This window comes from Streptomyces sp. NPDC001407 (genome assembly GCF_042895325.1).
Taxonomy (GTDB): domain Bacteria; phylum Actinomycetota; class Actinomycetes; order Streptomycetales; family Streptomycetaceae; genus Streptomyces.
Genome location: NZ_JBIAWF010000002.1, coordinates 469015 through 483653 on the forward strand (window position 1 = coordinate 469015; position 14639 = coordinate 483653).

The window sequence follows — 14639 nt, forward strand, 5'->3', positions numbered from 1 at the left end:
AAAGCTTCTCCGCACCCTGAGTTACCCGGGTTGCGGAATTTTCTAATATACGCAGAGAAATACCCCAGCCGTCAATACGGTCGGGGTATTTCTCTTTTCCGGGGCCGCCTGGAAGGCCGGTTCAGCGGGCGAGACGGCCCAGCAGGGAGGCCGCCGCCGTGATGCCGAGGAGAGCGGCGAGGACGAGGACGCCGAAGTCGACGGCGAGATGGGCCGGGGTGCCGATCAGCAGCCCGCGCAGGGCGTCCACCTCATAGCTCAGCGGGTTGACCATGCTGACGACCTTGAGCCAGCCCGGCATCACCGAGACCGGATAGAGCGCGTTGGAGCCGAAGAACAGCGGCATGGTGATGGCCTGGCCGATGCCCATCAGACGGTCGCGGGTGAGGACGATCCCGGCGATCGACATGGAAAGGCAGGAGAAGAACGCCGATCCGAGCAGCACCACCACGGCGACGCCCAGCAGCTTCAGCGGATTCCCGGTCAGGGCGACGCCCAGCACCGCCGCGAGCACGACGACGACCACGGCCTGGATCAGGGCCTTGAGCCCGGCGGCGAACGCCTTGCCGGTGACCAGGGCCGCCCGGGGCGTGGGGGTCACCAGCAGCTTGGTCAGGACCCCGGAGTCCCGCTCCCAGATGATCATGATGCCGTAGAAGATGGCGATGAACATGGCCGACTGCGCGATGATCCCGGGCGCGAGGAAGTCGAGATAGGGGACGTTCCCCGTGGGGATGGCCCGGATCCGGGTGAAGGTCTCGCCGAAGATCAGCAGCCAGAGGGCGGGCTGGATCGCGCGGGTGTAGAGCTCCGTGCGGTCGTGGCGCAGCTTCTGCAGCTCCACCGCGCACATGGCCCAGGTGCGGGCCGGGACCACCCGCCAGCCTCCGCGCGCGCGGGGCGGCGACAGCAGCAGCGCGAAGGGGGCTTCCGGCGGGGCGGCGTCAGCCGACGCGGGAGGCGGTGCGGCGGGTACGGCGGACATCGCGGAACTCCCCCTCGCTGCTCGTCGGCGCCGGTCTCCTCCAGTCCGCTCCCGGCGAAGTGCCGGAAGACGTCCTCCAGGGTCGGGGGCGCGGGATCCTCCTTGCCCTTCTCCCGGCGGTCGGTGACCAGCTCGCTCTTGAGCTCCTCGGGGGTGCCGAGCGCCCGGATCCGCCCCCGGTGCATCAGGGCCACGCGGTCGCAGCGCCGGTCGGCCTCCTCCATGGAGTGGGTGGTGACGAGCACCGTCATCCCGGTGCCCGCGCGGATGCGGTTGATGCGGTCCCACACGCTGTCCCGGGCGATGGGGTCGAGGCCGACCGTCGGCTCGTCCAGGATCATCAGCCGCGGCGCGCTGACCAGCGCCTGCGCCAGCTCCAGCCGGCGCACCATGCCGCCCGAGTACGTGGCCACCAGGCGGCCCGCGACCTCGGCGAGGCCGACCGCCTCCAGCGCCTGGGCGACGCGGGCGTTCCGCTCGCGGCGGGGCGAGTCGAAGACCCGGGCGAAGAGGGCGACGTTCTCCCGGCCCGTCAGCGCGCCGTCGGCGGACAACTGCTGCGGTACGTAACCGAGCAGGCGCCGCACGGCCATCTTCTGGCGGGCCGCGTCGTGCCCGAAGATCTCGACGACGCCGGGCGGCACGGGGAGGAGGGTGGTGATCACCCGCAGGGTGGTGGTCTTGCCCGCGCCGTTGGGCCCGAGGAGGCCGAAGACCTCACCGGGGGCGACCGAGAGGTCGAGCCCGTCGACGGCGGTGACGTGCCCGAAGGCGTAGCACAGCCGGGCGCAGCGGACGGCGGGTGCGGTCATCGTGCCTCCCCTGTCTCGCGGAGTGACCGGGCGAGCCTGCGCAGGGCGGGCAGCGCCGCGGCCAGGGCGGCCTGGTCCTCGGCCGGGAGGGTCCGCACCCGCGCGCGGAAGAGCGCGCCGCGCCGGGCGTCCCAGGCCCGCAACCGCTCCCGGCAGGCGGGGGTCGGGAACAGCATGGCGACGCGGCCGTCGCTCGGATCGGCCTCGCGGCGCAACAGCCCTGCCTTGACCAGCTGGTTGACGAGGGTGCTCACGGAATTGGCCGCCAGATAGAGCTCGTCGGCGGCGCCCGAGACCCCTATGCCGGGGCGTTCGGTGACAATGTGCAGGAGTTCGGCCTCGGCACCGCGCAGACGTGGCTTCGTCAGTCCGGCCCACAGTCTGCGCCGGACCATTCGGTGGATGCCCGTCAGCACTCCGGCGAGCTCGTCGGAGAGGCCGTCTGCGCTCACCCGTCCAGCGTACCTCTGTATGAGAGGTACGGGAGGGGGCCGCGGACATCCACGTCCGCGGCCCCCTCCCGCCGTACGTCCTCCGCTGTCAGCGCCTGCGGCGGCCCGCGTAGAGCGTGCTCGCTCCGGTGAGCGCGAACAGCCCGGCGGAGATCTCCAGTCCGAGAGGACCGGGAGTGCGGTCGCCGGGGGCGACGAGGTAGGGATCGAGGAGCCCGGCCGGGTCGCGGAGCAGCGTCACGTGCTGCCCGCCCTTGAACTGGCCCGTGCAGTTCTGCTGCTCGGACAGGTGGTGGACGCCGCCGGAGGCGTCGACCACCGTGCAGGTGTCGAGCTCGGTGCCCTTGCCGTTCTTGTGCGTTCCCGTCCCGGCGACCACGGCGTCGGCGGGGTCGCCGAGCTTCTTGGCGTAGAGCTCGTAGAGCGCGGGGCCGCCGCAGAACAGCAGCGCGCCGGCCGAGAAGCAGGCGAGGGTCGCGGCGCCGGGCCGGCGCCATTCACTGCCCGCGACGATCCCGGCCGCGCCGACGGCCACGAAGGCGAGCGGGGTGGCGAGCCAGAGGCCGTACGGATACTGGGCGCACCAGCCGGCGAGCGTGGCCAGCACGGGAATGAGCACAGTCCATTTGAGGGTGTCGCTCCACGTGTGCCGCTTGCCGGGCAGCGTCATCCGCCTGGCGCTCACGTCTTCCGGCGTGAGTTCGTGCGTGTTCAATTCTTCCCCCGTGCCTGCCGGACATGATCTCGGCAAACCTATCCGAACGTATCCGACGCGGCGGCCGGCCACAGGCGTGGGCCGGGAGCGCCAAAAAGGCCGGGAGATATGGGAGATACGGTGTGTGCCCGGAGATACACCGGGCACCGGCCCTCTCCCGTACGGACCACGAGGTACTCACCGCCATGCTGAGCCTGCACCACGACGCGCGGTCGCCCGTCCACGCCCTGCCCGCCGGGGTGAAGCTGCTCGTGCTGTTCGCGGTGGGTACGGCCCTGTTCTTCGTCACGTCGATGACGGTGCTGGGTGCCGCCGTGGCGGGGGTCGGGCTGTGTTACGCGCTGGCGCGTGTTCCCTGGCGGACGGCGGGGCGGCAGTTGCTCACGGTGCTGCCCTTCGCCGTCTCGATCGTGGCCGTGCAGTGGCTGTTCACCGGCTGGGAGACCGCCGTGCTGGTGGGGCAGCGCATCGTGGTGCTGGTGATGCTGGCCAATCTGGTCACGCTGACCACCCGGACCTCCGCGATGATCGCTGCGATCGAGGCGGCGCTGCGGCCGTTGCGGCCGCTCGGGATCCGGCCGGAGCGGGTCGGTCTGGTGGTGGCCATGACGATCCGTTTCATCCCGGTGATCAAGGAACAGGCGGATCAGGTGCGTGCCGCGCAGCGGGCGCGCGGGGTGGAGCGCAGCACGGCCTTCCTGGCTCCGCTGCTGGTCAAGACGTTGCGGCTGGCGGACGGGCTGGGCGAGGCGCTCGACGCCAGGGGCGTCGACGGCCCCCGGCGGCCGGAGGAGACCCGCCCTCTATGATGACCCGCTGTGAGCGAGAGGCGCTCGGGGCCGGGGGTCGGGGTTGCGTACGAAGGACATGGCGCAGATCGCGCTGTTTGCCGCGATCATGGTGGTGCTGGGCTTCTTCCCGCTGATCGAGCTGCCGCTCGTCCCGGCGCCGTTCACCTCCCAGACGCTCGGTGTGATCCTGGCGGGTTCCATCATCGGCGCACGCCGGGGCGGTCTGGCGATCCTGCTGTTCGTGGTGCTCGTGGTGATCGGCCTGCCGGTGCTGCCGGGCGGCCGCGGTGGCCTCGGTGTCATTCTCGGGCCGACGGGCGGCTTCATCCTGGCCTATCCGGTCGGGGCGTACGTCACGGGGCTGCTGACCGAGCGGCTGTGGAAGCACTACAACCAGTGGACCGCCATGCTGTGCAACCTCGTCGGCGGGGCGCTCGTGCTCTACGCCATCGGCATCCCGTGGATGGCCGTCGCCGCGCACCTGCCGATGGCCAAGGCGTTCACCGGCTCGGTGGTATTCCTCCCCGGTGACCTGGTCAAGGTGGTGATCGGCTCGCTCGCGGCGGTGACCGTCCGCAGGGCCTACCCCATGATCACGCCCGGTGTGCCGCGCACCGCCGGGGACGAGTGCGCGTGATCGAGATCGAGGGTGTGAGCCAGTGGTTCGGCGAGCGGCAGGTGCTGCGGGACGTCGATCTGACGCTCCGTGAGGACCGGATCGGCGTCATCGGGTCGAACGGCTCGGGCAAGAGCACGTTCGTCCGGCTGCTGAACGGCCTGCTGGTGCCGTCCAGGGGCCGGGTCACCGTGGACGGTCTGGACACGGGCCGCAAGGGCAAGGAGGTCCGGCGCGAGGTCGGCTTCGTCTTCCAGGACCCGGACATCCAGATCGTGATGCCCACGGTCGCGGAGGACCTCGCGTTCGGGCTCAAGCGCCACGGGCTGAGCAAGGCGGAGACCGGCCGGCGGGTGAGCGAGGTGCTGGCGCAGTACGGGCTGAGCGAGTTCCGTGACCACCCGGCGCATCTGCTCAGCGGCGGCCAGAAGCAACTGCTGGCGATCGCCGCGGTGCTGATCACGGGCCCGCGGTACGTGGTCTTCGACGAGCCGACCACGCTGCTGGACCTGCGGAACAAGCGCCGGGTCGGCAAGCTCGTCCGGGAGCTGGACCAGAAGGTCGTGGTGGTCTCGCACGACCTGGAGCTGCTCGCGGAGTTCGAGCGGGTGATCGTGTTCGACGGTGGCCGGGTGGTGGCGGACGGTCCCGCGGCGGAGAGCATCGCGGCGTACGTCGCGATGCATCCGCCGCTGTAGCCACCCGTCGCCCGTCACCCGTCGCCCCGGAGAGCGGCGGCGGTCGTCAGCCGCCCAGCTTCTTCGGGGACGGGAGCGGCATGGGATCGCCCGACTTCGTGAAGGTGTCCGTCCTGCCCGCTCCCCAGGAGACGACCAGGGTCTTGCCGTCCGAGCGGTCCACGGTGCCCGCGGTGCGCTCGGTGTCGCCGTCCGCGCACTTCAGCGTGATCTTCGCCGGCCGGTCCTTCTCGTCGACCGTGCCCATGCAGGCGCGCTTGCCGTTGTCGGCGTAGACGACGGCCTTGCCCTGGGCGATGGTCATGCCGATCATGCCGTCGTCGGAGCGGGCTCCGTAGACACCGTCGTAGTGCCCGGCCGGGCCGGTGGCCGCGGAGTCGCCTGAAGTCCCGGGCGGCGTGCTCGCGGACTGCTCGTCGGCGGACTTCTTGTCACCGCCACTGCCGCAGCCGGTCATCAGCACAGCGGCGACGAGCGCCACCCCGCGTACCGCGCTGCTCTGCGCACGTGACGTCCTTCCCTCGTGGGCCCCCGGTGGGTCCGGATCCACAAGCTAACAGCCGTGTGCGGCGGCGTGCTGCGAGATCTTCCCCACCCGGCCCCCTTCCCGGCGGCCGGTCCTCAGGCGCCGGGCGGGCCGGGCGACAGGTGGGCGGGCCGGTGCAGGAGGTCGGTGAGGGTGCGCACGAGCGGGCCGAGCCGCCCGCGTTCCGGGTAGTGGACAGGGACCCCTGCCGTACGCAGCGGCTCGGCGCAGAGCTCGCCGACGCAGACGACGGCGACGTCGGAGCGGAGCGCCGTGAGCACGTCCTCCCGGCGGCCCGCGGCGGCCGCGGCCTCCAGGAAGGCCACGGCGGCCGGCGCGCTGGTGAAGGTCAGCGCGTGGAGGTCGTGGCGGGCCGTCGCGTCCACCAGGCGGCGTACGGCCTCCGGTTCCTCGGGCGGCCCCCAGCGGTAGACCGGCACCTCGATGACCTCGGCGCCGCGTTCCCGCAGGGCCGCGGTGAAGCCGCGCATGGGTGCGCCGTGTTGCTGGACCGCGACGCGGCGGCCGCGCAGGTCGTGGGAGAGGAGCCAGGTGAGCACCTCGCGGCTGGCCTCGGTCGGCGGCGAGAACACCTCGGTGAGACCACTGGCCCGGACCGCCCCGAGGGCCTTGGGCCCGCGGGTGACCACCGCGGCCGGCCGGCAGGCGCGGAGGAGCGCCGTGCCGTGGCCCCAGCCTTCGGCGGCGCTCGTCCAGCCGCGCCAGCCGACGCCCGTGGTGACGACGACGTAGTCCAGGGGTGCGGCGAGGCAGCGTTCGGTGGCGGCGCGCAGGGCGGCGTCGTCGCCCAGGGGCACGACGCTGAGGGTGGGGGCCTCGATGACGCGGGCGCCCCGGCGGAGGAGCAGCGCGGTGAGTTCCTCGCGGCGGCGTGCCGCTGTCACGCCGATGGTGAAGCCGGTGAGCGGCCCCGGGGTGGCGGTGTCGGTGGTACTCATCAACGCAGCTTCTCTCCGGGGTGTTTCCGGGAGGTTGCCACTTTGTCAGCCGGCGGGGCCGTCTCATCACCCGTGGTAACGACTTCGTGACGTCGGCGCAACTCCGGCGACGTGGGTGCGTAACGGGCGAAGGCCACCATTCATGCCATGGTGAGCACCGATACCCACTGTCCGTACTGCGCGTTGCAGTGCGGCATGGGATTGCGTCCGGCGGCTTCCGGGGGAGTGCCCGGGGCGCCCGCCGTGGAGGTCGTCGAGCGCCCCGCGTTTCCCGTCAACCGCGGGGCCCTGTGCGGCAAGGGGCGCAGCGCCGCGGCCGTGCTGGCGGGTGCCGCGCGGCTGTCGGCCCCGCTGGCCCGGGACCCGCGGACGGGCACGCTCCGCGAGCTGTCGTGGGAGCGGGCCCTGGATCTGGTGGCGGCCGGTCTCGCGGGCGCCGCGGAGCGTCATGGCCGCGCGGCGGTGGGGGTGTTCGGCGGGGGCGGGCTGACCAACGAGAAGGCGTATCTGCTGGGGAAGTTCGCGCGGGTGGTGCTGCGTACTCCGCACATCGACTACAACGGACGGTTCTGCATGTCCTCGGCCGCGACCGCGAACCGCGCGGCGTTCGGTGTGGACCGCGGGCTGCCGTTCCCGCTGGAGGACATCGCCACCGCGGACTGCGTCATCCTGGCGGGCGGGAATCCGGCGGAGACGATGCCTCCGGCGCTGCGTTACTTCACGAGGATGCGGGAGAACGGCGGCCGCCTCGTCGTCGTCGACCCCCGCCGCACGCGGACGGCCGAGCACGCCGATCTGCATCTGTCCCCGGCGCCGGGCACGGATCTGGCGCTGGCGGCGGGGCTGTTGCACCTGGTCATAGCCGACGGGCTGCTAGACCGGGAGTTCATCGCGGACCGCACGACGGGGTTCGCGGAGGCGCGGGCGGCGGCGATGGCGCACTGGCCCGAGCGGGTGGAGGAGCTCACGGGGGTGCCGGTGCCCCGGCTGCGGGAGGCGGCCCACCTCTTCGCACGGGCGCGCTCGGCCATGGTGCTCACGGCCCGGGGCTCCGAGCAGCACAGCAAGGGTACGGACACCGTCCGGGCGTGGATCAATCTGTGCCTGGCGACGGGCAAGGCGGGCCGTCCGGGCAGTGGGTACGGCTGCCTGACGGGTCAGGGGAACGGTCAGGGAGGCCGTGAACACGGGCAGAAGGCCGACCAGTTGCCCGGCTACCGCTCCCTGACGGACCCTCAGGCCCGCGCCCATGTGGCCGGTGTCTGGGGGGTGGACCCCGAGGAGCTGCCCGGTCCGGGGGTGTCGGGTTACGAGCTGCTGGACCGGGCGGGCACGGCGGACGGCGTGCGGGCGCTGCTGGTCATGGGGTCCAACCCGGTGGTGTCCGCCCCGCACGCCGCTCATGTCACCGACAGGTTGCGGTCGCTGGACTTCCTCGTCGTCAGCGACGTCGTGCTGTCGGAGACCGCGGAGCTCGCGGACGTCGTACTGCCGTCGGCGCAGTGGGCGGAGGAGACGGGCACGATGACCAATCTGGAAGGCCGGGTGATCCTGCGCCGGGCCGCCGTCGCTCCTCCCGAGGGTGTGCGCAGTGATCTGTACGTCCTCAAGGAGCTGGCCGGCCGGCTGGGCACGGACAAGGGTTTCCCCGACGACGCGGAAGAGGTCTTCGAGGAGCTGCGGCGGGCATCGGCGGGCGGTGCCGCCGACTACGCCGGCATCAGCTACGCCCGGATCCGGGCCGAGGACGGGGTGTTCTGGCCGTGCCCCGACGCGACGCACCCGGGCACGCCGCGGCTGTTCCTGGACCGGTTCGCGACCCCGGACGGCCGGGCGCGGTTCGCCGCCGTCGGCCACCGCCCGCCCGCCGAGGAGACCGACGCCCGCTTCCCGCTGTACCTCACGACGGGGCGGGTGGGGTCGCAGTACCAGAGCGGGGCGCAGACCCGGCGGGTCCCCGCGCTGAACGCTGCCGCGCCCGGCCCGTTCGTCGAGCTCCACCCGCGGCTCGCGGAGCGGCTCGGCGTCGGCGAGGGGCAGTTGCTGACGGTGACGAGCCGCCGCGGCCGGGCCACCGCTCCCGCGAGGATCACCGACGGCGTGCGGCCCGACACCGTCTTCATGCCCTTCCACTGGGCCGGCCGGGGCAGGGCCAACACGCTCACCAACCCCGCCCTGGACCCGGATTCGAGGATGCCGGAGTTCAAGGTGTGCGCGGTGCGGGTGGAGCGGGCGGCCGAGGAGGAGGCGTCATGAGGGCCCGGCGGATCGCGGTGGCCGGCGCGGGCATGGCCGCGGCCCGCTTCGCGCAGCAGCTCCTGGCACATGCGGCTCCGGGCACCGTGGAGCTGACGCTGTACGGGGCCGAGCCGGACGGCCCGTACAACCGCACCTTGCTCACCGAAGTGCTCGCCGGGCGCTACGACGGTGACACCATCTGCCTGCCGCGGGGGCGGGGCGCCGAGATCCGCACCGGCGCCGAGGTCACCGCCGTCGACCCCGCCGGGCGGACGATCTCCCTGGCCGACGGCTCGACCGCCCGCTACGACGCGCTGGTGCTGGCGACGGGCGCCGAGCCCGTGCTGCCGCCGGTGCCGGGGCTGTGCGGGCCGGGCGGCGGGCGGCTCGGCGGGGTGCACACGCTCCGCGCGCTGGCCGACTGCCGCCGTGTGGCCGACGGGGCGGGGCGGGCGGGCCGGGCCGTCGTCGTGGGCGGCGGGGTGCTGGGGGTCGGGGTCGCCCGGGCGCTGACCGCCCGCGGTCTCCCCGTCACCCTGGTCCACCGGGGCCCGTGGCTGATGGGTCGTCAACTCGACAGCGGGGCAGCACGGATACTGACGGCCGGTCTCGCGGCGCTGGGTGTCGCGGTGCGCACCGGCACCGAGGTGTGCGCCCTGCGTGGCACGGGCCGTGTCACGGCCGTGGAGCTGCCGGACGAGGCGCTGCCCGCCTCTCTCGTGGTGTTCACGTGCGGGGTCCGGCCGCGCACCCACCTGGCGCGCGCCGCCGGGCTGGTGGTGCGCGAGGGCATCGTCGTCGACGACGCCCTGGCCACTTCCGCCGCCGGGATCCACGCGATCGGGGACTGCGCCGAAGTCCACGGCACCGTCCACGGCCTGTCCGGCCCCGCCTGGGCGCAGGCCGACGTGCTCGCGGCCCGGCTGTCCGGGGCCGGCCCCGATGCCCGGTGGCCGGGCAGCCGTCCGCTGGTCCGGCTGACGGCCGGGCCCTTGCAGCTCGCGGCCTTCGGCCCGCCCGGCGACGGCGCCGCGGACACCTGTGACGTGCTCCGCGTCGCCGACGCCAGACAAGGCACGTACAAGAAGCTCGTCCTGCGCGGCGACCGGCTGGAGAGCGCCCTTCTCGTCGGTGACCTGTCGGCCGTGGGCGGCCTCATCCACGTCTGGCGAAGCGACGAACCGCTGCCCGCCGATCCTCTGGACCTCATCCGCACGTCATCGTGACCGAAGGAGCCCCGCCCGTGCCCTCCCCACTCCCCGCCCCCAGCCGTCTGGTCCTCGTGGGACACGGCATGGTCGGCCAGCGGTTCCTGGAAGCCCTCTTCGAGCAGGAGGGTGCGAGCGAGCGCTGGCACGTGACCGTGCTCGCGGAGGAGCCCCTCCCCTCCTACGACCGGATGCGCCTCACCTCGGTGTTCACCGGCACCGCGCCCGAGGAGCTGGCACTGTGCCCGCCCGGCTTCGCCGGCCGGCACGGCATCGAGCTGCGCCTGGGGGACGCCGTCACGGGCGTGGACCGCCAGGCGCGGACCGTGCGCACCGCCTCCGGCCACCAGGTGGACTACGACGAACTGGTCCTGGCCACCGGCTCGTACCCCTTCGTGCCGCCCCTGCCCGGTCACGGCACCGAGGGCTGTCACGTCTACCGCACGCTCGAGGACGTCGACGCCATCCGCGCCCGCGCGGCGAAGGCCCGGACCGGTCTCGTCGTGGGCGGCGGCCTGCTGGGGCTGGAGGCCGCGGGGGCACTGGGGGCACTGGGCCTCCACACCCATGTGGTGGAGTTCGCCCCGCACCTGATGGCCATGCAGATCGACGCGGCCGGGGGCGCGTTGCTGCGCCGGAAGGTCGAGGCGCTCGGGGTGTCCGTGCACACCGGTGTGGGTGTGGAGCGGATCGACCCCGGTCCCGACGGGCGGGTCGGTGCGGTGAAGCTGTCGGACGGCACCCGTCTGGCGGCGGACCTCGTCGTCTTCGCCGCGGGCGTCCGGCCCCGCGACCAGCTGGCCAGGGAGTGCGGCCTGCCCGTCGGCGAGCGCGGCGGCATCGTCGTCGACGCCTCCTGCCGCACGGCCGACCCGCGCATCCACGCGATCGGCGAGTGCGCGCTGGCCGCCGACGGCAAGGTCTACGGCCTGGTGGCCCCCGGCCAGGCCATGGCCGAGGCCGTCGCCCGCGAACTGGGCGGCCAGGAAGGCAGCTTCACCGGCGGTGACACCTCCACCAAGCTCAAGCTGCTCGGCGTGGACGTGGCGAGCTTCGGTGACGCGCACGGCCGCGCCGAGGACGCCCTGGAGGTGCTCTACGCCAACAGCCGGGCGGGGGTCTACAAGAAGCTGGTCGTCGACGCGGACGGCGCCCTGCTGGGCGGCATCCTCATCGGCGACACCGACTCCTACGCCTCGCTGCGCCCGCTCGCCGGGAACGGCCGGCCGCTGCCCGTATCGCCGGAACAGCTGGTCCTGCCCGCCGCGGCCGGGCAGCGGACGCTCGGCGCGGGGTCCCTGCCCGACGACGCCGTCGTCTGCTCCTGCCACCACGTCAGCAAGGGCGTGGTCAAGGCGGCCGTCGGCGAGCAGGGCTGCACGTCCTTGGCCGCGGTCAAGAAGTGCACCAAGGCCGGTACGGGCTGCGGCAGTTGCGAGAAGCTGCTCGGCGAGATCGTCACCGAGGAGCTCGGAGCGGCCGGCGTCGAGACCGCGCGCGGCCTGTGCGAGCACTTCGCCCAGACGCGCGCCGAGCTGTACGAGATCATCCGCGTCAAGGGCATCACCACCTTCACCCAGCTGATGGCCGAGCACGGCAGCGGGCAGGGGTGCGCGGTCTGCAAGCCCGTCGTGGCCTCCATCCTGGCGGGGCTGGGCGACACCTCGTACATCCTGGACGGCGAACAGGCCGCCCTCCAGGACACCAACGACCACTTCCTCGCCAACATCCAGCGCAACGGCTCCTACTCCGTGGTGCCGCGCATTCCCGGCGGTGAGATCACTCCCGACGGCCTGATCACCATCGGTGCCATAGCCCGTGACTTCGGCCTCTACACGAAGATCACCGGCGGGCAGCGGATCGACATGTTCGGCGCGACCGTCGACCAGCTGCCCGCCATCTGGCGCCGCCTGGTCGACGCCGGCTTCGAGTCCGGGCACGCGTACGGCAAGTCCCTGCGCACCGTGAAGTCCTGTGTGGGGCAGACCTGGTGCCGCTACGGCGTACAGGACTCCGTGGCGCTCGCCATCGAGCTGGAGCTGCGCTACCGGGGCCTGCGCTCACCGCACAAGCTCAAGTCGGCGGTGTCCGGGTGCGCCCGCGAGTGCGCCGAGGCCCGCGGCAAGGACTTCGGGGTGATCGCGACGGCCGCCGGCTGGAACCTCTACGTGGGCGGCAACGGCGGCACCTCGCCCCGCCACGCCGACCTGCTGGTCGAGGACGTCGACCGCGACACCCTCATCCGGACGATCGACCGCTTCCTGATGTTCTACATCCGCACCGCCGAGCGCCTCGAACGCACCGCGCCCTGGATCGAGCGGCTGGAGGGCGGGCTGGACCACCTGCGCGCCGTCGTCGTCGACGACTCCCTCGGCATCTGCGCCGACCTCGACGAGCTGATGGCACGTCACATCCAGGGCTACGAGGACGAGTGGGCCGCCACCCTCGCCGACCCCGAACGCCTGCACCGCTTCTCCTCCTTCGTCAACGCCCCCGGCACCCCCGACCCCGCCGTGCGCTTCGTACCGGAACGCGCCCAGATCCGCCCCGCCCGCGCGGACGAGGACGGCCACCGCCTGCCCGTTCCCGTGGGCATCGCACTCGCAGGGAAGGCATCCGCACGATGACCGACGCCGCGCTCCCCCGCACTCAGGAGCCACCCGCCGCCGCGTCACCGATCGTGGAGATCGGTGACGGCACCACCTGGACGGCCGTGTGCCGCTACGCCGAACTCACCCCCGGCCGGGGCCGCGCCGCCCTGGTCGGCGACGAGCAGGTGGCACTCTTCCGCGACGACTCCGGCGCCCTGTTCGCCCTCACCAACCGCGACCCGTTCAGCGGCGCGTACGTCATCTCGCGCGGCATCACCGGCAGCCGGGACGGTGTGCCGGTGGTGACCTCACCGATGTACAAGCAGTCCTTCGACCTGCGCACCGGCACCTGCCTCGACGAGGGGGACACCGTCGACGGGGCGCCGCCCACGCTGCGCACCTGGCAGGTCCGCACGGTCGACGACCCGCCCGCCGGCGCGCGACCACGCGGCCGGGCCCTGACCGAGTGGCGTCCGGAGGACCTCGAATTCTGGGAGCGCACCGGCGCCCGGACCGCACGGCGGAACCTGGTGCTGTCCGTCCTCACCGAGCACATCGGCTTCTCGGTGTGGAGCATGTGGGCGGTGCTCGTGCTCTTCCTCGGCCCGGAGTACGGCATCGACCCGGCCGGCAAGTTCACGCTCACCGCCCTGCCCACCGCCCTCGGGGCGCTGCTCCGGCTGCCGTACGCCTGGGCCGTCACCCGCTTCGGCGGCCGGAACTGGACCCTGGTCAGCGCCCTGCTCCTGCTGGTCCCGGCGGTGGCAGCCGTCGTCGTACTCGAACCGGGGGTCTCCTATACCACCTTGCTGGTCACCGCCTGCGTGGCCGGGGTCGGCGGCGGCAACTTCGCCTCCTCCATGGCCAACATCAACGCCTTCTACCCGCAGCGGCTCAAGGGGCGGGCGCTGGGCATCAACGCGGGCGGCGGCAATCTCGGCGTGCCCGCCGTGCAGTTGGTGGGCCTGCTCGTGCTGGCCACGGCGGGCGCGGACCATCCCCGGCTGCTGCCGGTGATCTATCTGCCGCTGATCCTGCTCACCGCGCTGCTCGCCGCACTGCGCATGGACAACCTCCCGGCCGGGCGCGAAGACCGGCCCGTCCTGCGGGAGGTCGCGCGCGACGGGCACACCTGGGCGCTCTCGCTGCTCTACATCGGGACGTTCGGGTCGTTCATCGGCTTCGGCTTCGCCTTCGGGCAGGTTCTACAGGTGCAGTTCCACGACCAGTTCGACACTCCTGTGAAGGTCGCGTACCTGACGTTCATCGGCCCGCTGCTCGGGTCGCTCTCCCGCCCCTGGGGCGGGGCCTGGGCGGACCGCTTCGGCGGTGCGCGGGTCACGCTGGCGACGTTCGTGGCCATGGCGGCATGCGCCGCGCTCATCCTCGCGGCATCGCGCCACCACTGGCTCGCCGGTTTCTTCGCCGGGTTCGTCGCGCTGTTCGTGCTCAGCGGCATCGGCAACGGCTCCACGTACCGCATGATCCCGGCCGTCCACGACGCGCGGGCGCGGGCCGCGATCGCGGACGGCGCGGACCCGGCGGCCACCCGGGCGGGCGCGCACCGCCGCGCGACGGCCCTCATCGGCCTCGCGGGCGCGATCGGCGCCCTGGGCGGCGTCCTGGTCAACGTCGCCTTCCGCCAGTCGTTCCTGGCGACCGGGCGGGGCGACGGCGCGTACATCGCCTTCCTGTGCTTCTACGGGGTGTGCGCGGTGGTGGTGCACTGGATCTACAACCGGCGGGGGTCGGTGGCGCGGGTGTGAGCGCTCCGCCGACGCCGGGGTGACCGCACCGGTGGCCGCGTTCAGAAGTCCTCGTGCTCCGTCACCGTGGACGTCGGGACGTGCGGCATCCCGTCGAAGGCGTCGAGGACGGGGGTGTGGACGTAGGCCCCCTGGGCGGATCCGGTCGGGGCCGCCGGACGGGGACCTGGGCGCGCCGCGGAGGCCGACGGCGCTCAGCCCCGTCCCGGCGGCCTCGAAGGCGGCCTCGACGCTCCCCGGCGCGGGCGGCTCCAGCCTCAGGTTCTCGACCGTGAAGCCGAA

12 protein-coding genes and 1 pseudogene are annotated in these 14639 nt (G+C 73.1%); 7 read left to right on the forward strand and 6 right to left on the reverse strand.

Annotation, left to right across the window (positions count from 1 at the left end; translation table 11 throughout):
• Positions 1–121 precede the first annotated feature (121 nt).
• The 4 genes and pseudogenes from ACFY1P_RS05490 to ACFY1P_RS05505 all read right to left on the reverse strand — a co-directional run bounded on the left by ACFY1P_RS05490 (position 122) and on the right by ACFY1P_RS05505 (position 2934).
• Positions 122–985: an ABC transporter permease gene (locus ACFY1P_RS05490; RefSeq protein ID WP_361524500.1), complete on the reverse strand. Its 864-nt coding sequence runs from the start codon at positions 983–985 to the stop codon at positions 122–124.
• Positions 945–1797: pseudogene (locus ACFY1P_RS05495) on the reverse strand (ABC transporter ATP-binding protein). The gene ACFY1P_RS05490 and the pseudogene ACFY1P_RS05495 overlap by 41 nt, the downstream one beginning before the upstream one ends.
• Positions 1794–2249: a MarR family winged helix-turn-helix transcriptional regulator gene (locus ACFY1P_RS05500; protein ID WP_390749786.1), complete on the reverse strand. Its 456-nt coding sequence runs from the start codon at positions 2247–2249 to the stop codon at positions 1794–1796. Before ACFY1P_RS05500 ends, ACFY1P_RS05495 begins: the two are co-directional and overlap by 4 nt.
• A gap of 88 nt (positions 2250–2337) precedes the next feature.
• Positions 2338–2934 (reverse strand): hypothetical protein, encoded by a 597-nt coding sequence (locus tag ACFY1P_RS05505; RefSeq protein WP_390749787.1) that lies wholly within the window; start codon positions 2932–2934, stop codon positions 2338–2340.
• Between the two features lie 152 nt (positions 2935–3086).
• Between ACFY1P_RS05505 and ACFY1P_RS05510 the strand changes: the two genes are divergently transcribed.
• Genes ACFY1P_RS05510 through ACFY1P_RS05520 form a run of 3 tightly spaced genes read left to right on the forward strand, consistent with a single transcriptional unit; the run spans position 3087 to position 5069 of the window.
• A complete protein-coding gene (locus ACFY1P_RS05510; protein WP_390749788.1) occupies positions 3087–3773 on the forward strand; it encodes an energy-coupling factor transporter transmembrane component T family protein in 687 nt (228 codons plus the stop codon).
• A gap of 58 nt (positions 3774–3831) precedes the next feature.
• Positions 3832–4392, forward strand: a complete 561-nt coding sequence (locus ACFY1P_RS05515) for a biotin transporter BioY (protein WP_361524486.1) — start codon at positions 3832–3834, stop codon at positions 4390–4392.
• Positions 4389–5069, forward strand: a complete 681-nt coding sequence (locus ACFY1P_RS05520; RefSeq protein WP_361524483.1) for an ABC transporter ATP-binding protein — start codon at positions 4389–4391, stop codon at positions 5067–5069. The genes ACFY1P_RS05515 and ACFY1P_RS05520 overlap by 4 nt, the downstream gene beginning before the upstream one ends.
• 46 nt (positions 5070–5115) lie before the next feature.
• On the opposite strand, the gene ACFY1P_RS05525 is transcribed toward ACFY1P_RS05520, so the two are convergent.
• Both ACFY1P_RS05525 and ACFY1P_RS05530 read right to left on the reverse strand, forming a co-directional pair.
• On the reverse strand, positions 5116–5550 hold the full coding sequence (locus ACFY1P_RS05525; protein ID WP_390749789.1) for a hypothetical protein: 435 nt from the start codon (positions 5548–5550) through the stop codon (positions 5116–5118).
• A gap of 140 nt (positions 5551–5690) precedes the next feature.
• The gene (locus ACFY1P_RS05530) at positions 5691–6554 is read right to left on the reverse strand and encodes a uroporphyrinogen-III synthase (RefSeq protein ID WP_390749790.1); all 864 of its coding nucleotides are present in this window, start codon (positions 6552–6554) and stop codon (positions 5691–5693) included.
• 147 nt (positions 6555–6701) lie between these two features.
• Here ACFY1P_RS05530 and ACFY1P_RS05535 point away from each other — a divergent pair, with 147 nt between their 5' ends.
• The 4 genes from ACFY1P_RS05535 (at position 6702) to nirD (ending at position 14357) form a co-directional block, all read left to right on the forward strand.
• Positions 6702–8810: a molybdopterin oxidoreductase family protein gene (locus ACFY1P_RS05535; protein ID WP_390749791.1), complete on the forward strand. Its 2109-nt coding sequence runs from the start codon at positions 6702–6704 to the stop codon at positions 8808–8810.
• The gene (locus ACFY1P_RS05540; RefSeq protein WP_390749792.1) at positions 8807–10018 is read left to right on the forward strand and encodes an NAD(P)/FAD-dependent oxidoreductase; all 1212 of its coding nucleotides are present in this window, start codon (positions 8807–8809) and stop codon (positions 10016–10018) included. The genes ACFY1P_RS05535 and ACFY1P_RS05540 overlap by 4 nt, the downstream gene beginning before the upstream one ends.
• Positions 10019–10086: 68 nt before the next feature.
• Positions 10087–12627, forward strand: coding sequence for a nitrite reductase large subunit NirB (gene nirB, locus ACFY1P_RS05545; RefSeq protein ID WP_390749811.1), 2541 nt, complete (start codon positions 10087–10089; stop codon positions 12625–12627).
• Entirely contained in the window at positions 12624–14357 is a 1734-nt protein-coding gene (nirD, locus tag ACFY1P_RS05550; protein ID WP_390749793.1) for a nitrite reductase small subunit NirD, read from the forward strand. Before nirB ends, nirD begins: the two co-directional genes overlap by 4 nt.
• The last annotated feature ends 282 nt before the right edge of the window (positions 14358–14639 follow it).

What these genes read in the sequence shown, in the direction of transcription:
- ACFY1P_RS05540 (WP_390749792.1), top strand. Translation starts at nt 8,807, where the DNA reads ATGAGGGCCCGGCGGATCGCGGTGGCCGGCGCGGGCATGGCCGCGGCC.
- nirD (WP_390749793.1), top strand. Translation starts at nt 12,624, where the DNA reads ATGACCGACGCCGCGCTCCCCCGCACTCAGGAGCCACCCGCCGCCGCG.
- nirB (WP_390749811.1), top strand. Translation starts at nt 10,087, where the DNA reads ATGGTCGGCCAGCGGTTCCTGGAAGCCCTCTTCGAGCAGGAGGGTGCG.
- ACFY1P_RS05530 (WP_390749790.1), bottom strand. Translation starts at nt 6,554, where the DNA reads ATGAGTACCACCGACACCGCCACCCCGGGGCCGCTCACCGGCTTCACC.
- ACFY1P_RS05535 (WP_390749791.1), top strand. Translation starts at nt 6,702, where the DNA reads ATGGTGAGCACCGATACCCACTGTCCGTACTGCGCGTTGCAGTGCGGC.
- ACFY1P_RS05490 (WP_361524500.1), bottom strand. Translation starts at nt 985, where the DNA reads ATGTCCGCCGTACCCGCCGCACCGCCTCCCGCGTCGGCTGACGCCGCC.
- ACFY1P_RS05515 (WP_361524486.1), top strand. Translation starts at nt 3,832, where the DNA reads ATGGCGCAGATCGCGCTGTTTGCCGCGATCATGGTGGTGCTGGGCTTC.